Annotated in this window: 26 protein-coding genes; 11 read left to right on the top strand and 15 right to left on the bottom strand. The window is 61.5% G+C overall.

Features of this window, described 5'->3' with window-relative positions:
* Positions 1-38: 38 nt before the first annotated feature.
* From N5C91_RS31215 to N5C91_RS31270, 12 genes are all read right to left on the bottom strand, one after another.
* Positions 39-377, bottom strand: a complete 339-nt coding sequence (locus N5C91_RS31215) for an HNH endonuclease signature motif containing protein (protein ID WP_279834317.1) — start codon at positions 375-377, stop codon at positions 39-41.
* 3 nt (positions 378-380) lie between these two features.
* Positions 381-710: a phage holin, lambda family gene (locus N5C91_RS31220; RefSeq protein WP_279834319.1), complete on the bottom strand. Its 330-nt coding sequence runs from the start codon at positions 708-710 to the stop codon at positions 381-383.
* 425 nt (positions 711-1,135) lie between these two features.
* On the bottom strand, positions 1,136-1,477 hold the full coding sequence (locus N5C91_RS31225; RefSeq protein WP_279834321.1) for an antiterminator Q family protein: 342 nt from the start codon (positions 1,475-1,477) through the stop codon (positions 1,136-1,138).
* Positions 1,474-2,052, bottom strand: a complete 579-nt coding sequence (locus N5C91_RS31230) for a recombination protein NinG (RefSeq protein ID WP_279834323.1) — start codon at positions 2,050-2,052, stop codon at positions 1,474-1,476. The genes N5C91_RS31225 and N5C91_RS31230 overlap by 4 nt, the downstream gene beginning before the upstream one ends.
* 2 nt (positions 2,053-2,054) lie before the next feature.
* Positions 2,055-2,369 (bottom strand): hypothetical protein, encoded by a 315-nt coding sequence (locus N5C91_RS31235; RefSeq protein WP_279834325.1) that lies wholly within the window; start codon positions 2,367-2,369, stop codon positions 2,055-2,057.
* A complete protein-coding gene (locus tag N5C91_RS31240; protein ID WP_236225362.1) occupies positions 2,347-2,646 on the bottom strand; it encodes a hypothetical protein in 300 nt (99 codons plus the stop codon). Before N5C91_RS31240 ends, N5C91_RS31235 begins: the two co-directional genes overlap by 23 nt.
* Entirely contained in the window at positions 2,646-3,155 is a 510-nt protein-coding gene (locus tag N5C91_RS31245; protein WP_279834327.1) for a hypothetical protein, read from the bottom strand. Before N5C91_RS31245 ends, N5C91_RS31240 begins: the two co-directional genes overlap by 1 nt.
* Positions 3,152-3,385 carry a hypothetical protein gene (locus tag N5C91_RS31250; protein ID WP_279834330.1) on the bottom strand — a complete coding sequence of 78 codons (234 nt, stop codon included), beginning with the start codon at positions 3,383-3,385 and terminating at the stop codon, positions 3,152-3,154. Before N5C91_RS31250 ends, N5C91_RS31245 begins: the two co-directional genes overlap by 4 nt.
* On the bottom strand, positions 3,378-4,061 hold the full coding sequence (locus tag N5C91_RS31255; RefSeq protein ID WP_279834333.1) for a replication protein P: 684 nt from the start codon (positions 4,059-4,061) through the stop codon (positions 3,378-3,380). Before N5C91_RS31255 ends, N5C91_RS31250 begins: the two co-directional genes overlap by 8 nt.
* Positions 4,058-4,807, bottom strand: coding sequence for a helix-turn-helix domain-containing protein (locus N5C91_RS31260; RefSeq protein ID WP_279834335.1), 750 nt, complete (start codon positions 4,805-4,807; stop codon positions 4,058-4,060). The genes N5C91_RS31255 and N5C91_RS31260 overlap by 4 nt, the downstream gene beginning before the upstream one ends.
* Positions 4,804-5,535, bottom strand: a complete 732-nt coding sequence (locus N5C91_RS31265; protein WP_279834336.1) for a phage antirepressor KilAC domain-containing protein — start codon at positions 5,533-5,535, stop codon at positions 4,804-4,806. Before N5C91_RS31265 ends, N5C91_RS31260 begins: the two co-directional genes overlap by 4 nt.
* Before the next feature lie 67 nt (positions 5,536-5,602).
* Complete coding sequence (locus N5C91_RS31270; RefSeq protein WP_279834337.1) at positions 5,603-6,040, bottom strand: phage regulatory CII family protein; 438 nt, start codon at positions 6,038-6,040, stop codon at positions 5,603-5,605.
* Between the two features lie 123 nt (positions 6,041-6,163).
* Between N5C91_RS31270 and N5C91_RS31275 the strand changes: the two genes are divergently transcribed.
* Positions 6,164-6,409: a hypothetical protein gene (locus tag N5C91_RS31275; RefSeq protein WP_279834338.1), complete on the top strand. Its 246-nt coding sequence runs from the start codon at positions 6,164-6,166 to the stop codon at positions 6,407-6,409.
* Between the two features lie 24 nt (positions 6,410-6,433).
* On the opposite strand, the gene N5C91_RS31280 is transcribed toward N5C91_RS31275, so the two are convergent.
* Positions 6,434-6,742, bottom strand: a complete 309-nt coding sequence (locus tag N5C91_RS31280) for a hypothetical protein (RefSeq protein WP_279834340.1) — start codon at positions 6,740-6,742, stop codon at positions 6,434-6,436.
* An 11-nt stretch (positions 6,743-6,753) separates the two neighbouring features.
* Entirely contained in the window at positions 6,754-7,017 is a 264-nt protein-coding gene (locus N5C91_RS31285; RefSeq protein WP_279834342.1) for a hypothetical protein, read from the bottom strand.
* 1 nt (position 7,018) lies between these two features.
* Here N5C91_RS31285 and N5C91_RS31290 point away from each other — a divergent pair, with 1 nt between their 5' ends.
* Both N5C91_RS31290 and N5C91_RS31295 read left to right on the top strand, forming a co-directional pair.
* Positions 7,019-7,837, top strand: a complete 819-nt coding sequence (locus tag N5C91_RS31290; RefSeq protein ID WP_279834343.1) for a S24 family peptidase — start codon at positions 7,019-7,021, stop codon at positions 7,835-7,837.
* Positions 7,838-7,896: 59 nt separating this feature from the next.
* Entirely contained in the window at positions 7,897-8,991 is a 1,095-nt protein-coding gene (locus tag N5C91_RS31295) for a type I restriction endonuclease (RefSeq protein WP_279834345.1), read from the top strand.
* Positions 8,992-9,039: 48 nt separating this feature from the next.
* Here N5C91_RS31295 and N5C91_RS31300 read toward each other — a convergent pair whose 3' ends face one another.
* Positions 9,040-9,297, bottom strand: coding sequence for a DUF1654 domain-containing protein (locus tag N5C91_RS31300; protein WP_279834348.1), 258 nt, complete (start codon positions 9,295-9,297; stop codon positions 9,040-9,042).
* A 691-nt stretch (positions 9,298-9,988) separates the two neighbouring features.
* On the opposite strand from N5C91_RS31300, the gene N5C91_RS31305 reads away from it, so the two are divergent.
* The 8 genes from N5C91_RS31305 to N5C91_RS31345 all read left to right on the top strand — a co-directional run.
* The gene (locus N5C91_RS31305) at positions 9,989-10,465 is read left to right on the top strand and encodes a hypothetical protein (RefSeq protein ID WP_279834350.1); all 477 of its coding nucleotides are present in this window, start codon (positions 9,989-9,991) and stop codon (positions 10,463-10,465) included.
* A gap of 31 nt (positions 10,466-10,496) precedes the next feature.
* The gene (locus N5C91_RS31310) at positions 10,497-10,979 is read left to right on the top strand and encodes a hypothetical protein (protein WP_279834352.1); all 483 of its coding nucleotides are present in this window, start codon (positions 10,497-10,499) and stop codon (positions 10,977-10,979) included.
* A 116-nt stretch (positions 10,980-11,095) separates the two neighbouring features.
* Positions 11,096-11,695, top strand: a complete 600-nt coding sequence (locus N5C91_RS31315; RefSeq protein WP_279834354.1) for a DUF1566 domain-containing protein — start codon at positions 11,096-11,098, stop codon at positions 11,693-11,695.
* Positions 11,696-11,752: 57 nt separating this feature from the next.
* Positions 11,753-12,106 (top strand): four helix bundle protein, encoded by a 354-nt coding sequence (locus tag N5C91_RS31320; RefSeq protein WP_279834356.1) that lies wholly within the window; start codon positions 11,753-11,755, stop codon positions 12,104-12,106.
* A 262-nt stretch (positions 12,107-12,368) separates the two neighbouring features.
* Positions 12,369-13,484 (top strand): RNA-directed DNA polymerase, encoded by a 1,116-nt coding sequence (locus tag N5C91_RS31330; protein WP_279834358.1) that lies wholly within the window; start codon positions 12,369-12,371, stop codon positions 13,482-13,484.
* 210 nt (positions 13,485-13,694) lie between these two features.
* Positions 13,695-13,955, top strand: a complete 261-nt coding sequence (locus N5C91_RS31335; RefSeq protein ID WP_279834360.1) for a hypothetical protein — start codon at positions 13,695-13,697, stop codon at positions 13,953-13,955.
* Entirely contained in the window at positions 13,955-14,269 is a 315-nt protein-coding gene (locus tag N5C91_RS31340) for a hypothetical protein (RefSeq protein WP_279834362.1), read from the top strand. Before N5C91_RS31335 ends, N5C91_RS31340 begins: the two co-directional genes overlap by 1 nt.
* A 58-nt stretch (positions 14,270-14,327) precedes the next feature.
* The coding region (locus N5C91_RS31345; RefSeq protein ID WP_279834364.1) for a DNA cytosine methyltransferase at positions 14,328-15,176 on the top strand (849 nt) is incomplete at its 3' end.

Genomic DNA, 15,176 nt, shown 5'->3' on the forward strand with positions numbered 1-15,176 from the left:
AATCCCCATAATTCGATCCCCCCCTACCCTGGGGTGGATCAGCGACCGGCTCGGGCCGCCACTTCCTCGCGCTGCTTGTCCGAGTCGTGACAGGGCTTGCAGAGCGACTGCCAGTTCTCACGATCCCAGAAGAGCTCCTGGTTACCGTGGTGCGCCTCGATGTGGTCGACGACGCTGGCTGCCGACGTCATGCCTTTGCGCAGGCAGTACACGCACAGCGGGTGATCGAGCAAGTACGCCTCTCGCGCCTTCTGCCAGCGATAGTCGTAGCCACGCTGGCCGGAGGTCAGACCGGCACGCCAGGACCCAGGCGCAGCAGTTGCGAGGCGTGGCCGCTGCTCTGCCAGCTTCGGGCGCAGCGTCTTCAGCCGTGCCATACCTCAGCTCTCCCGCCTGGGCAGCTTCCACTCAGCGAAGCGGTCTGCGATGTCGGCCAGCTTCTTCACTCCCAGGAAGCCCGTGAACACACCGGCAGCAGTGGCCATGCTCTGAGGCAGACCAAGCCACTCCATCACCGGGATCAGTCCCAGGGTGATCAGTGTGCAGAGCGCAGCCTCGAGCAGCGCCTGGCGACGAGTGCCGCCACCGTAGATAACCCGGATCAGTGCAACCAGGAAGGACAGCGCGCCGGCGTACAGCACGGGCGAGTGCTGGCTCAGCCAAGCAAGCACAAGCGCCCACGTCTCCGGTTTGTCGGGCATGTTGGCCATCTCGTTATCCCCTCTGCGGGGCTCAAAGAAAAAGCCCAGCTCGATGGCTGGGCCTTGATGTGGGGTGCAGGCGGCAGGTGCTGATCTCCTGCATGGACTCATGTCGATGGGTAGAGGCTCGCGGGTCCGTGACGCTCTCGAAGCACATCAGCCTGTGCATTCACCTGCATTGAGTGCGTGTCTTTCCACGCCATCCGATCAGGCCGACCCCGGAGTCTTGCGAGGAATGGCAGGCCGCCTGATCTGCCGGTGTTTTCCCGTATCACCGCACCGCCGGCAGACGGTGTTCGGCTCCCCCTTGCGGGCCGTGCCGACCACGGGTCCCAATCACTGGGCAATAAAAAACCCGGCTCGGTGGCCGGGTTTTCTTCTTTGCGCAGCAAGCTGCACTCTATGGCATACTGTATGGTTTTTCCCCGGGGAAATCAAGCAGCCAGTTTCATCCGCTTCGCTTCCAAAGCGCCATCCACCCAAGCGACTCCTGCCATGACCGTCTGCCGAGCACGCTCCTCGCCCATCCCGAGGGATACGCCCACCTGCTTGTAAGTCTTCCCCGTGGTGTAGTAGCGCATCAGGGCCTCGCCACGCTCGGGATGGCGCTTCCCCAACATGGCTACCAGTCTGTCTATCTCCAGCCCTTCGTCATCCGTCAAGCGAGCAGTCGGCAGAGACCAACTCGGGGCCGCGCACGACAGGTTGCCAGTCCCCTGCCTGACCCAAATACCCCATTGCTCCAGCAAGCTCTCGGTAGCTCTCTCGCTAATCATGCTGCTCCCCTTTTCAGCTCGCGCACCTTGGCGCGGAAGTGGGCCTTCAGGGCCTTGATCTGTTCAACGCTGAGCTTCAGCGGTTCGTGCTTGCCCTCAAGACGCGCCACCCGATCGGCGCCGATGCGCTGGATGAGGCGGATCCGGTACTCCAGGATGTTCCCGGAGAGTTGGGTGTTGCAGGGCGAGCACTGCTTGTGGACGTTGTCCTCGTCGAAGCGCAGCTCAGGACAGGCTCCCACTGACCGGTAGTGCCCAGCGTCGTATTTGCCGGCGTGGTGCCGGTCGCAGCTGATGCAGGGCTTGTCGGCGTCGCGCAGGCGGATGTACTCGTTGAAGGCATGCTGAGCCTCTTTCAGGTGGTCCGGCCTGCTCTTCAGCTTCTCCTTGCGCTCCTTGATCTCGCGCCTCTCTCGGCGCTGGAACGCGATCCGATCCTTCTCGCGCTTCGCTGCTGCCAGGTCCAATCCGCACTTCGGGCTGCAGACGGACTGCAGCTGACGGTCAGGGTTGAAGGTCGTCCGGCACTGCTTGCACTTCTTTGCCTTGGGCTGCTTCTGCAGGGTCTGGCGCATCGTCAGTCCCCCGCCAGGTGAGAGCCGCCAGGGCCCTTCTTGTTGTTCCACTGGCTTTCCTTGTCGCCGGCGATGACGGAGATGCGGATGCGCTCCGCCAGGTCGTTCTCGGCCTTGTTCACCTTCGCGCCAAGGGCTCGCGCTATCTCCTCCAAGCTCGCCTCATGACCAGGCTGCGCTACCCAACCGATGCCCTTACAGTCCTCGCATGGCAGCTGGTAGAAGACCCCCTCGACGACGCCCTTCGACATGCAGGTGCGGCAGCGCTGGACCGGAACCAGCTCCTTCTTGAAGTCAGGCCCGCTCTTTTTCCGCATGCGCCCTCCGCTTGATCTCTTCGTCCAGGATGGTGATCTCGGTGCGAATGGCGCGCTCCTGCTCCTGCAGCGTGCGGAGCCTGGACCAGTCGGTCTTAGCCACTTTCCGGGCGCGGAGCTTTGAGCCGCCGCGGGTGCGCTTGGTCGAGATACCCGCGGCGTAGCGCTGGCTCGCGCTGTTGAGCTTCGCTCGCCCGGCACTCTCAGTCTTTGCGGCCAGCAGCTGCTCACCGGTCATGGCGGTGATCTGCTCAGCGGTGAGGTGTTGGTCGCTCATCATTCGGCTTCCCCTTGCAGGCTCTTCAGCAGCGACTTGAGCTGGCGATAGCCATCCAACGACTTGGCGTTCGCCTCACGGTCCTGCTCTACCATCAGAGCCACGTCCTCGGCGCGCTTCGCCAGCCGCTTCAGCCCATCCCCTGCCGCGGCGATCTCGCTGGCCAACTCGCCGAGCATCTCCAGCGGCGAGGCTACGGTCTTTGCTTCCACTTGCGGTTCGGTTTTGGTGGCGGCTGCGGCCATCTGCGGCTCCTTGGTCTTCTGCTTCTGCTCGACCGGGATGCGCTGGTAGGCGTCGCGGCCAGTTTTCTTGATCAGGCCGGCATCCGCCAGCGACGTAAGGCAACCGGAAACGATCCGGGCGTCTGGGGTGCTGCCGGTGATATTGCGCAGCGCTGTCATCACCTGGAACGAACTCCAGGCCTCGGCGATCGGTACGCACTCGAAAACCTTCTTGGCGATTCCGGTCTGCCCCTGCATCAGGGCTTCTTGCTTGGCAGGCGTCATGACGGCACCTCGCTGGCTTCCATGTCGGCCTTGATGATCGCCACCACCTCGTCCCGCGTGGACAGGTAGAACGATGGCTCGCGACCACCTGGGCGCGTAACCGTGTAGCGGGTGGCTGGCAACCGGCACACGGCGACGGTGTAACCGGCATCGGTCATCCAGCATTCAGGGACTTGGCTGCCGTCGGCGTTGCGCTTGGCGCGCCACTTCAGGGGCGTCAGGTCAGGCATGTCTTGCTCCTTTGATCTTGGCGCGCAAACCGGCCAGGGCGGCATTGCCCAGGGCTACGTCGGCCACCTTGCGCGGGGCGGCAAGCGCTGCCACCGGGACTGGCGGGAGGGTGTTCCCCTTGGCGATCTCGCGGCGGATCTTGGCGTACTGCTGCTCCAGGGCCTTCAGGCCGAGCTCACGGGGTAGGTTCTGGATCGCGCTGAAGCCAGTGCGAGCGGCAGCGTGGTAAACGGCGGCATGACTCCAGGTCGCACCACCGACGGCGGCCGGGTGAGTGTTCGCCAGCGCCTCGCGATACGCCGACTCAAGGCTGGGCAGGCCAAGCTGATCAGCGGAGAAGCACCAGTCGACGAAGGTCGCCGGGCTCGGCACGAATGCGCTCTTGCTCTGGCGGAGGACGCGCACGCCGTTGTCGATCAGCTCGCGCTGGCTCAGTCCGGCCGAGATGAACTCCGCCAGCCACTCCTCCTTGGCCTTGCCCATGACCACAGGGCTTTGCCAGGCCTGCCGCCAGCCGGAGCAGATACCGCGAATGCGGTCGAACAGTTCGTCGATAACCTCGCGAGTGGCGTCGTCGACCGGTGCGGTCTGGCCAGCAGGAGCGACCGGAGCCGCCGGCAGTGGCTTGCCGCTGAGCTGCGCGGCGATCAGGTCAGCGCGACGTGGGCCGGTCATACCTTCACTCCCTTCGCGCCCCATGGCTGCGGCTCATCGCCGCCGGCGGAGATGACGCGCTCGCGCTTGATCCACTTCGCCAGTTCGTTCGCCCAACGCTTCGAGGTGTGGGCGATATCCGGAAGCGCCACGTAGTGGGCCTTGAAGCAACCGACCACCTCGGCGGTGACCGCCTCGACAGGGATACCCATCAGGCGAGTCTGAGCTGCCAGGTCTTCCGGGTTAGGTTGCCACTCCTCGGTCATCGGGAAGCGCTGTCGGTCATCAGCGGAATCCGCCTCGCGCTGCAGCTGCTCTTCGGTTCCTTGATGGTTCAATGACGGATTGGGTGCAGCTCCTTCACCCCGTTCGGTCGTCAGATTCACCCCGTCCTGCTGTGAGCTGCACCCCGTGGGCATTTCACGGGGTGCGGGAGATTCACCCCGCTCATCAGCACGGGGTGCAGCAGCTTCACCCCGCGACATGATGATGTCGTAGCAGGTCGGGACGCGGTCGCGACGGTTGATGTAGGCCGCTGCTACCGCCCGATTTCCCTCGACAACGATGCCCTGCTCTTCCAGAACCCGAAGCTTCGCCTGCACGGTGCGAGCAGACAGCCCGGTGTCATCAGCCAGGGATGCAACCGAGGGGAAAGCGCCCCGGCCGTTCTTGTCGGCATAGTTGGCCAGGCAGAGCAGGACGTGCCGCGCCGTAGGGTCGGTCACCAAGCGCTGCTCGAGCGCCCAGGTCATTGCTTGGACGCTCACGCCTCGATCTCCATCTGATACTTCGCCCACAGGCCGGCGATCCACTGGACACCCTTGGCGGTGAATCGAGCCTGCGCATAGCTGTGACTGTTACGTTCGCTGGTGCCGGTTTTGATCTCGAAGCGGCCGGCATCGAGGTGCTGACTGCAGGGGGTGAGCGCTCCGCCGAGGTAGTACATCACCCCCTTGCTGATCAGCATCTGCTTGAGTTGATGCTCCTTCGCTTTCAGGAGCTTAGCCACCTGGCGGAAGCCCATCGACCCGGTAGCGTCGACGTAGCGGTCCACGAACTCCGCCTTTGGCGCTGCGATCAGCAACGCCTCTTCGGCAGCCTGGCGCTGCTCGAACTGCTCAGCCCAGGCTCGTGCGGCTTCGGCCGGGCTAGCGAAGTTCGGAAGCCGGTGCGCAGAAAGCTGGCCCTCTTCCAGATCCTGCCATCTATCTACGACTCGGGCTCGGTGCTCATCGCTGTAGCCAGCCACGACAAGATGCGTGTCCCGCTCGATCAGGTCGTAAACATCAAGGGGGCGGCCGCCAGTAGACTCCCGGCGGGTTTTACGACTTGATCGTAAAAGCCCCTTATCGAAGAGCCGTTCAATCGTGGTTACCACGTCGTTGTGACGCGCCTCGACCAGATCGGCAATCTCGCGAGACGACATAGTGCGCGCCACGATCTGCACGAACTGATTTCGTGGCGCGGTGTTGCTGGTGTCAGAAATGGTGTGCATACTTCCTCCTACCTCCTGAGGTATGAACCCCGGCGCCGTGTCCCCACACCTGGCCGGGGTTTTGTTTTTATCGGGACCCGACTTTCGCGCGGGCAGTCTCGATGACGATGTCGATCTTCTTCTTCGCCTCCTCCCCTTCCCGCTCTATCCGCTTCGCCTCGATCCGGGTAACCACCCCATCCTCCAGCGCCTCAATGGCTGCCTTCGTTACGTCAGCTGCCTCGCTAGCCAGCGCCAGAGTGGCGTTCGCTAGGCTGTCGGCCGGCTCAACTGAGCGCGGCACCAGATCGAAACCGAAAAACTCTGCCCAGGCCTTCAGCGGACGAAGGTCCTTGGTGAAGTCCATGATTCGGTGGAGCTCCTCCACGTTCATCTTGTGGCTGTCGTAGTCGGGGTTTGCCTTCTGCGAGAGCAGCGTGCGCGAGGAGAACGAAGCGCTCTGGGCGATCTTGGTTGCCCCGTTTTCGTCAACCACGTCGTAGATGGCGCGCATGATTTCTTGCATGTAACACCTCGAAATTTGTTACGTGGCTTGGCCGCGCTAACGCTGGCAAGCTGATCTCAATAGGGAGCCGGACGCACCGTGGTATCGTTTTGCTTCCACACGAAACGGCCAAGGAGGCCCGGCATGACAAACGAAATTTCTGCCAACCCGGTAGCTGGATGGGAGGTGAAAACAGTCCCAGCAATGCAGGCGCTGCTGATTGAGTTCAAATTCATTTCGACGCCTTTTCAGCGCCCGGATGAGGCGCAGTCAACGCCGACGCTGGCGGTGACGGTTCAACAGGCAAAAGAGCTGATTGAGGTACTGAAAAGAGGAATATCGGTTGTCGAAAGCGGCGGCGATACGTCACCCCCAGGTCCGAGGCACTAACCACCAAGGGTGGAAGGAGGGTTGTCATTGGCGGCTCTCCTTCGACTCATCGACGCAGCGCGAATAGAAGTCTCGGCGACTCTGTTCGTCGTCTCGCAGGATTGACTTGCCAGGCTTGGGCTTGGCCAGCTCGCCGGTCAGAACCATCTCGCGGGTCATGTCCAGGAAGCGCAGAACATCTTCCTGGCTCATGTCGGAATCGAACTGGATGTGCGCCTGAGGCCACTTATCCACCAAGCGGACGCTGCTGGAGCGGCGAGCAGCCCCGTGGCCGGCAACGAAAGCCAGCAGTGCGACGAGAGCAGTCATCCCGAGCAATGCGATGTCGGTCACTGGCTCTACTCCTATGCAGCTGATTTTTTGGGGGATGCATTGGTGCGAAGCGCGACCGGATCGAGGTGCTTTCCGCGGGCGAGTGCCAGTTCGGAGATCACCTCGGCGTAACGCGTTTCGCCGGTGTATTCGGTGCGGGGGAGCTGGTCGCTGCGGATCCATTTGTCCACCGCCTGGCGGCTCTTGCCGCACGCTTTGGCAACGGCAATTGCGCCACCGGCGAGGCCTACAGCCTCTGCAACAGAGCCTTCTCGGCAGGTGAATGGAGTTTCCATATTGAGCCTCGCTCATCAACTTACGGTTGATATTAATGATCAACTGACTGTTGCGCAAGTTCTGTGCAAGCATCAACCAATGGTTGAGACTCAAGAGATACGGGACGCCTTCGCGGCGCGCCTGAATAGAGCGCTGGACGGAATGCCCGAGATCAGGCAGGAGCGCGGCCGCAATGTCGATTTGCACGGCGCGCTGGAGAAGCTAGGAGCTAGAGCGAAGAAGCAGGCCACTCACAAATGGTTGACCGGCGCATCGATCCCCGAGCGTGACAACATGGAACTGCTGGCGCGCTGGCTGGGTGTTCGCGTCGAATGGCTGGAATATGGCCTGGGCGAAATGCGTGAATCTGACCAAGCGAAGCCAGAGCCAGAGCCTTCGGCGGACTCATCCGATGACGAATACATTCACGTCCCGCTGAAGAGCGCCAGGGGCGCAATGGGCCGCGGCTACGAGAACCCCTACGTCGAGGTGAAGGGGCATCTGGCATTCAAGCGCTCCTGGATCAAGGCTAGGGGCTTGAATGCGAAGTACCTGGAAGCTTTCTATGCAGACGGCGACAGCATGTACCCAACGATCAACAGCGGCGACGTGGTGCTTCTGAACAAGGCCCAGAAAGAGCCCGTCCACAACAAGATCTTCGCTCTCAATGGTGCCGACGGCGTGATCATCAAGCGCCTGTCGTATGCGAGCGCCGTGAACCAGTGGGGGCTGATCAGCGACAACCTCGACAAGCGAGAATTCCCGGACCAATGGCTGGACGAGGATGACGAGCCAATGTCACTGATGGGGCAGATCGTATGGAGAGGTGGGGACTTGTAGGAAGGGTGACCAGTAATGCTGGTCATTGATAGTTGTATAGGGATCCCGGGGAGGGAATCATGGAGTTCGAAGAGAAACTAGCCAGCCTATCCGCCAAGATTCGCCAACAGAAGTCGGCCATCCAAACGGAAGAAGCGACCAAGACAGCATTTGTCATGCCCTTCATCCAGTCAGTTCTAGGATATGACGTATTCAACCCGCTCGAGGTTGTTCCAGAGTTCACCGCGGATATTGGCACCAAAAAAGGCGAGAAGGTCGACTATGCCATCCTCAAGGACGGCGAAATCCAGATTCTCATCGAAAGCAAGAAGATCGGTGAGCCGCTGAATATTAACCACGCCAGCCAGTTATTTCGGTACTTCCACGTCACGAACGCCAGGATATCTATCCTGACTAACGGCCAGGTCTACAAATTCTTCACTGACCTGGACGCCCCAAATAAGATGGACGAGAAGCCATTCCTTGAGTTGGATCTTCTGGATATCGACGACCACGCGATCCCAGAACTCCAGAAGCTCACAAAATCAGCATTTGATGTCGAGTCGATCATCAATGCTGCCGGCGAACTCAAGTATGTCGGCCAAATCAAGCGTGTCCTTGCTTCGCAATTTAGCCAGCCTGATGAAGACTTTGTTCGATTCTTCGCCTCTCGCGTATACGAAGGGATCATCACCCAGAAGGTGCGCGAGCAGTTTACCCAGCTAACCAGAAAGGCGGCCTCGCAGTTTCTAAGCGACCAGATCAATGAGCGCCTCAAGTCTGCAATCACCGGTAACTCTCAACCGATCATTGTGACCCAAGCTCAAGCTGAACAGCCGGCAGCAAAGCCCCAAGAAGAGGCAGAAGAAAAAGACAGGGTGGTTACCACTGCTGAAGAGATCGAGGGCTATACCATCGTCAAGGCCATCGTGCGCACCGAAGTCGACGTAAAACGCATTGCTGCTCGTGACACCCAGAGCTACTTCGGCATTCTTTTGGATGACAACAACCGCAAACCAATCGCCCGCCTCCACTTCAACCGCGCGCAGAAGTATCTCGGGACATTCGATGCTGATAAGAACGAAACCCGCCACCCCGTCGAATCGCTGGATGATATTTTCGCCCATGCCGATGCCCTGAGGGCGACCGCGAAGTCATACGATTCGCCTGAATAGGAAGCCGATAAAGCCCCGCCTAGCGGGGCTTTTTGTTTCTGCTCCGCTCTACCATGCGCTCTCGTCTACCTGCCACCGAATGGTGATAGCGCCCTCCTCCCCATCCTCGATCTCCAGCCCATCGTTTGAGCGCATCTCTTCCAGCAGCCGCTCCCAGTCTTCCTGCGCCTCCTCTTCCAGCTTGCGGATCGTCACCGCTCGCACCCGCTGTACCGGTGGCGAGCTGATCAGCCGCTGAAGCCTCGCCACTAGGACCTCGTAGCTACTCGGTGCGCGGGGTTCCTGCCTCTTTGCTTGATTTGCCATATCAACCTCCTGTTGCTGTATGAATATACAGTATTTCCTCTCTCAGGCTCTTTGCAAGCGGGCCGCGTAGAAAATTTTTCCCCTAGAAAATCAACCAGATATCAACTGATATGCGAAATATCAACTTATGGTTGTTGACACAAAACAACCACTGGTTGATATTTATCCCACGCCACGCAATCCACCGCGCTGGCAAGCCCTTCGGGGCCAGGCAGAGATGCCTCGGCGAAGCCGGAACGCTCTTTTCACAATTCGGGATCCCATGCCGGCCTCTGGTAGCCGGCCAGGCTCAAAGCTGACGCGCTGCATCTGGAATCGCGCGCCGAGGGTCTGCACTGCTAACGCTCCCTGCCGGAGCCCTTGAGAACGGGGATCAGTACCGGCACAGCGGACAGGCGCCGAAAGCGCTTGCAGTGAGAACAGAAATCATCGCCCAGGCACAGGTGGCGAGTAACGGTGCCCAGGAAATACGACTGCAGCGCCCGGCACGCCTGCGCCACGGTTAACCACCACACCAGACGCACCAACCGCGGGTTGTAGAAGCCCAGTTAGGCGAACGCGGAGCAACACCAATGCATCACTGAAGCGCCTTCACCCGAGGGCGCTTTGGGATGCGAAAGCATCTTCCCCCTTGGTTTTGCCCGGCTCCGGCCGGGTTCTTTTTCCGCCCAGTCGAGCACAAGGACAGACCATGAGCATCCCCGAATCCATCAAAGCATCCGATCTCCCCGCCTTCGGCCAGCCTCTGGCCGGTGGCACCCTCTTCGCTCGTCAGTGGTACGGCGACAAGGAATACGCCCTGGTGGCCCTTGCTGCCGACACCGAACTCTCCGGCGCCTGGGGCAAGTATGACCAGGATGTGGATACCAACCACGGCGACGGCGAGGCGAACACCCGCGCCATGGCCGAAGCCGGCAGCGAGATCGCAGCCAAGGCCATCGCCCTTGGCGCTTTCATCCCGGCGGCCCTGGAGTCGCACCAGATGATGTTCGCCAAGCAGCAGGGCTACCTGACCGGCCTTCGCGAGGACCGCTGGTATTGGACCAGCACGCAGTACTCCGCCAACGGCGCCTACGGCGTGGACTTCGAGGATGGCTGGCAGAGCCACGACGTCAAGGACGTCGAGCGGCTCGTCCGCCCCGTCCGCAAGATTCTCATCCTCCACTGATTCATTCCTTCAACCCTTCTGGAGCGACACCATGACCGAGATCATTACCAGCGTTTCAGCTGCAGAACTTCCCGCCATTGGCGCGGCGCTGGCCGGCGGCATCTTCGCTGGTCGCTACTACATCAACGAACAAGCCCGTGCCTTGGTGGTGCTCTCGCCTGAGCAAGAGTTCGAAGGCGCCTGGGGTGAGTACGGTCAGGATCTGGCCGGCACCCACTGGGTGGATGGCGAGGCCAACACTCGCGCCATGGCCGAAGCCGGCAGCGAGATCGCAAAGAAGGCCCTGGAACTGGGGGCCTTCATCCCATCCTGCCTGGAAGGTCAGCTGGTCATGGCGGCCAAGCATGCAGGCCTGATCACCGACCTGCGTGAGGATCGCCTCTACTGGCTGAGTACGCAGTGCTCCGCCGACCTCGCCTACTACGTGGACTTCGAGGGTGGCTGGCAGTACCACGACGTCAAGGGCGTCGAGCGGCTCGTCCGCCCCGTCCGCAGCCTCACCATCCTTCAGTAATTCACTCCTTCATTCCTTTCACCTGCAGGCGATTCGCGGGACCGCGCCCACCGCGGCCAGTCCAGAAGCACGCCGGGTAAGCGCCGGCCGCCTGCACCCTATTTCGAGGATCACAGATGAATGCGCAGCAACCGCCCGCGCTGAAGATCGCGCGCCTGAACAACCTGACCATCAACTACTTCGGCCCCGAGGTGAAAGCCGAGCCGACTCACGGCGTCGTGCTGAGCACCTTCGAGTCGGTCAGCAGCATCCCTCCGCTCGGTGCCTACTGGCCAGGCGAAGGCGGCCACAACGCAGGCCTGGTGCGCGGCGAGAACGGCCAGCGCGACTACTACCTGATCGTTGCCGGTGGTGCTGCCGCTGAGTTCCGCGCGGAGTACGGCGGCTACGAGCACAAGACCGATAGCGCCGACAGCGCGAGCGACGGCCAGGCGAACACCCTGGCTCTGCTGGCCGATAGCGAGGATCACCCAGCCGCCAAGCTGGTATCGGAGTACACCGCAGACGGTCATTCAGACTTCTACCTGGCGGCCCGCCGTGAACTGCAGGTGGCGGAAGCCAATGCGCCCGAGCTGTTCAGCAAGGGCTATCACTGGTCAAGCACGCAGTCCTCCGCCTACCACGCCTACAGCATGGGCTTCGAGGGTGGCTGGCAGAGCCGCAGCTACAAGAGCTACGAGCGGCTCGTCCGCCCCGTCCGCAGGAAATTTCTTTAGTCCTTCAATCCTTCATTCATGGGCGCGTCAGCGCCCTCGCTTTTTGAGGTAGCCAGGATGGCGCTGCATACCGATCTGGAGATCCACCGTAGTGCCGAGGAGTTGCTCGGTGTGACCTTCAAGCTGGTGCGCCATATCCCGCGGGACATGAAGCAACTGATCGGCGGCAAGCTACGCGATGAAGCGCTGCAGGTTCTGGTGCTAATCGGGCGAGCCAACATGGATCGGAACCGGCGCCAGCACCTGGACCAACTCCTCGAGAGCGTGTGGATGATCAACCACCTGATGCGCGCAATGGTGAACGAACGATTCATCAGTGTAGCCCAGCATGCTCAGGCCATGAAGCTAACCGCCTCGATCGGCCGTCAGGCCAATGCCTGGAAAAAATCCGCAACCGCGCCCGCTACCTGAGAGTCACGGCTCTCCCGTCTGCGCGCTGAATCTGGTCGTGCCGCTGCCCGCTCCGGGCACCGCCAAGCGCATCCACAGGAACCACCGGACACCGGCGAGGCCTGGCGCAGTTTCCTTACTGAGTAATCGCTGAGGCGACGTGGATAGCACGATAGGTCGCAGTACTCCGCCAACAACGCCTACAACATGGACTTCGAGAATGGCTGGCAGAACAACAACGACAAGAACAACGAGCGGCTCGTCCGCCCCGTCCGCAGATTCGATGGTTGCACCTTTCTCCTTCGAAGATCTCGCCCAGGCCTACTTCGATTGCCGCCGTCACAAGCGCAACACCAACAGCGCGCGGCGGTTCGAGATGAACCTGGAAGAGAACTTGCTGGCTCTGTCCGACGAGCTGCAAGCCGGCACCTACAAGCCTGGCGGGTCGATCTGCTTCGTCGTGACCAGGCCGAAGCATCGCGAAGTGTGGGCTGCAGAGTTCCGGGACCGCATCGTCCATCACCTGCTCTACAACCACGTCGGCGCCAGCATCGAAGCGAAGTTCATCGCCGACAGCTGCGCATGCATCCCAGGACGCGGCACGCTGTATGCCGCCGAGCGCCTGGAGAGCAAGGTGCGGAGCGTGACGCAAAACTGGAGCCGCGCCGCGCACTACTTGAAGTGCGACCTGGCGAACTTCTTCGTCGCCATCGACAAGCGCGTGCTAACCAACCAACTGGTGCGCCTGATTGATGAGCCGTGGTGGCGAAGACTTGCACTCCAGATCCTCTGGCACGATCCGCGGGGTGACTACGAGGTGCGCAGCCCCAGGAGCCTATTCAACAAGGTTCCGCAGCATAAGCGGCTGACTGCCCAGGCCGCGCATCTCGGCCTTCCCATCGGGAACCTCAGCAGCCAGTTCTTCGCCAATGTGTATCTGAACGAGCTGGATCAGTTCGTGAAGCACCGACTGCGTGCCAAGCACTACATCCGCTATGTCGATGACTTCTTGCTGCTGCACGAGTCGCCGCAGCAGTTGAACACCTGGCTGGCGGAGATCGAAGCCTTCCTGCCAGCGCTGGGCGCCAAGCTCAACCCGAAGAAAACCATCCTGCAGCCGGTAGATCGCGGCATCGACTTCGTGGGTCACGTGATCAAGCCCTGGCGGCGGACAACACGGAAGCGAACGGCGAAGGAAGCGATTCGTCGAGTTGCCGCGGCCGCTCCGAATGATCTGCGAACAATCGCCAACAGCTACTTCGGCCTGCTCCGACAGGCCAGCCACTCGCACAAAGATCGCGTCGCCCTAGCGAACGCCGTCCTGTCTAGGGGATTGCCGGTCAGCGGATCGCTGACCAAGGCCTTTCAACCACGCAAGAAGGAGGATGCAGCCATGTAACCGACAGCCCTGGCAGTTCGGCAACAAGCCGGGCGAGCCGCGAAACGCTCACCGACATAAGGCGGACGTGAGCACGGAAAGGCCCTGTCGGACGGGCCTTTCCATTCCCCCTGAATCCTTTCGAGAGCACTCCTCCGCGGCGCCCACCGGCGCACAGCCGCGCGCAAGAGTGCTGTCCAAAGGAAGCCACCACCAGACGAGGTGATCGCCATGCAACAGCTGAACATTCGCCCGCAGCTGGCCGAGCTGCTCCCGCTCACCGCCGCCGCGCGAGCGGCCTTCGAAGAGCGCCGCAGCCTTGTGGTGGAGAAGCCGGCCTACCAGTTGAAACCCGTCGGCAAGGGCTTCTGGCACATCGTCGACACCGCCACCGAGAAGGTGGCCGGATTCCGCCGCTCTTACAGCGAAGCCAAGGCCTACGCCAACCGCCTGACCATCACCAAGCGCGATGACATTGGAGCGGAAGGCTGATGGCCAAGACTCAGCAAGAGCGCAGCAAGGCCACCGCGGAGAAGCGCCAAAAGCTGGATGAAAAGGAATTACGGCACCGAGTCCGGCGCGGTACCCGAGCAATGCTGGAGAATCTGATGCGCTGGCACGGCATCGAGGAGATCTCCGAAGCGGTTCAGCTCTTGATCATGCACGCCCATGATCTGGGCCCGGAAGGCTCCGCTCCCCTTCTCGCCATTCCGCGCCACGATTTCACGCCATCGGAATTCGTGGCGCGCCAGCTCGACAGGCTCGGCCGGCAAGAAGCCGCACGCCTCGATCAGCAGGACCAGTAACCCATCACCACGCCATCCGCTGCACTCGCGGCGCGGCGGCGCTCTACCTGGAGAAACCATGGCGGCCTACTACAACGAGATCGATCCCTACGCCGCCCAGTGGCTCCGCAACCTGATCGCCGCCGGCCACATCGCGCCAGGCGACGTCGATGAACGATCCATAGAGGACGTGCACCCCGATGACCTCCGCCCTTACACCCAATGCCATTTCTTCGCCGGCATCGGCGTCTGGTCCTATGCCCTTCGCCGCGCAAGCTGGCCAGATAGTCGATCTGTTTGGACCGGTTCCTGTCCTTGCCAACCTTTCTCCTCGGCAGGCAAAAAATCTGGGTTTGATGATGAGCGGCATCTCTGGCCCGACTGGCTCCATCTCATCCAGGAGCGCCGCCCTCCAGTCGTCTTTGGAGAGCAGGTTGAGAGCCGTGACGGCCTTTGCTGGCTCGACCTTGTACAAGCTGACCTGGAAGGACTGGAGTACGCCTGCGGGGCGATTGCTACCCCTTCTGCGGGCTACGGCGCTCCGCACGGCCGCGGACGGCTTTACTTCGTGGCCGACGCCCACCGTAAACGACAGCAGGGGGGGGCGAAACAAGACGTCAGGACGCTCGAACCCTCACAGCAAGCATCACGACGGGACGACCCTGTGCGACGCAGCCCTGTTCGCAGCATGGGCAACACCGAAAGCGAGCGACGGGAGCGGTGGGAGAACCACGAGGACCAAAGGCGGCGGGAATGCTCATTTGGACCTGCAGGCGCGGTCAGCGGGCTTTGGGCTGACGCCGAGTGGATCTACTGCAGCGATCGAGGAGGCGTCTGGCGGCCAGTTGAACCCGGAACATTCCCGCTGGCTAATGGGGATCCCGCCCGAGTGGGACGCCTGCGCGCCTACGGAAACGCCATCAATGTT

The organism is Pseudomonas sp. GD03903 (assembly GCF_029840045.1).
Taxonomy (GTDB): domain Bacteria; phylum Pseudomonadota; class Gammaproteobacteria; order Pseudomonadales; family Pseudomonadaceae; genus Pseudomonas; species Pseudomonas pseudonitroreducens.

Excerpts from the sequence above, each read along its gene's own strand:
- N5C91_RS31300 (WP_279834348.1), bottom strand. The coding sequence starts at position 9,297 with ATGGCAAATCAAGCAAAGAGGCAGGAACCCCGCGCACCGAGTAGCTAC.
- N5C91_RS31225 (WP_279834321.1), bottom strand. The coding sequence starts at position 1,477 with ATGATTAGCGAGAGAGCTACCGAGAGCTTGCTGGAGCAATGGGGTATT.
- N5C91_RS31285 (WP_279834342.1), bottom strand. The coding sequence starts at position 7,017 with ATGGAAACTCCATTCACCTGCCGAGAAGGCTCTGTTGCAGAGGCTGTA.
- N5C91_RS31230 (WP_279834323.1), bottom strand. The coding sequence starts at position 2,052 with ATGCGCCAGACCCTGCAGAAGCAGCCCAAGGCAAAGAAGTGCAAGCAG.
- N5C91_RS31220 (WP_279834319.1), bottom strand. The coding sequence starts at position 710 with ATGGCCAACATGCCCGACAAACCGGAGACGTGGGCGCTTGTGCTTGCT.
- N5C91_RS31235 (WP_279834325.1), bottom strand. The coding sequence starts at position 2,369 with ATGCGGAAAAAGAGCGGGCCTGACTTCAAGAAGGAGCTGGTTCCGGTC.
- N5C91_RS31250 (WP_279834330.1), bottom strand. The coding sequence starts at position 3,385 with ATGCCTGACCTGACGCCCCTGAAGTGGCGCGCCAAGCGCAACGCCGAC.
- N5C91_RS31335 (WP_279834360.1), top strand. The coding sequence starts at position 13,695 with ATGCAACAGCTGAACATTCGCCCGCAGCTGGCCGAGCTGCTCCCGCTC.
- N5C91_RS31315 (WP_279834354.1), top strand. The coding sequence starts at position 11,096 with ATGAATGCGCAGCAACCGCCCGCGCTGAAGATCGCGCGCCTGAACAAC.
- N5C91_RS31270 (WP_279834337.1), bottom strand. The coding sequence starts at position 6,040 with ATGCAAGAAATCATGCGCGCCATCTACGACGTGGTTGACGAAAACGGG.
- N5C91_RS31255 (WP_279834333.1), bottom strand. The coding sequence starts at position 4,061 with ATGACCGGCCCACGTCGCGCTGACCTGATCGCCGCGCAGCTCAGCGGC.
- N5C91_RS31240 (WP_236225362.1), bottom strand. The coding sequence starts at position 2,646 with ATGAGCGACCAACACCTCACCGCTGAGCAGATCACCGCCATGACCGGT.
- N5C91_RS31310 (WP_279834352.1), top strand. The coding sequence starts at position 10,497 with ATGACCGAGATCATTACCAGCGTTTCAGCTGCAGAACTTCCCGCCATT.
- N5C91_RS31305 (WP_279834350.1), top strand. The coding sequence starts at position 9,989 with ATGAGCATCCCCGAATCCATCAAAGCATCCGATCTCCCCGCCTTCGGC.
- N5C91_RS31245 (WP_279834327.1), bottom strand. The coding sequence starts at position 3,155 with ATGACGCCTGCCAAGCAAGAAGCCCTGATGCAGGGGCAGACCGGAATC.
- N5C91_RS31295 (WP_279834345.1), top strand. The coding sequence starts at position 7,897 with ATGGAGTTCGAAGAGAAACTAGCCAGCCTATCCGCCAAGATTCGCCAA.
- N5C91_RS31215 (WP_279834317.1), bottom strand. The coding sequence starts at position 377 with ATGGCACGGCTGAAGACGCTGCGCCCGAAGCTGGCAGAGCAGCGGCCA.
- N5C91_RS31320 (WP_279834356.1), top strand. The coding sequence starts at position 11,753 with ATGGCGCTGCATACCGATCTGGAGATCCACCGTAGTGCCGAGGAGTTG.
- N5C91_RS31265 (WP_279834336.1), bottom strand. The coding sequence starts at position 5,535 with ATGCACACCATTTCTGACACCAGCAACACCGCGCCACGAAATCAGTTC.
- N5C91_RS31275 (WP_279834338.1), top strand. The coding sequence starts at position 6,164 with ATGACAAACGAAATTTCTGCCAACCCGGTAGCTGGATGGGAGGTGAAA.
- N5C91_RS31330 (WP_279834358.1), top strand. The coding sequence starts at position 12,369 with ATGGTTGCACCTTTCTCCTTCGAAGATCTCGCCCAGGCCTACTTCGAT.
- N5C91_RS31340 (WP_279834362.1), top strand. The coding sequence starts at position 13,955 with ATGGCCAAGACTCAGCAAGAGCGCAGCAAGGCCACCGCGGAGAAGCGC.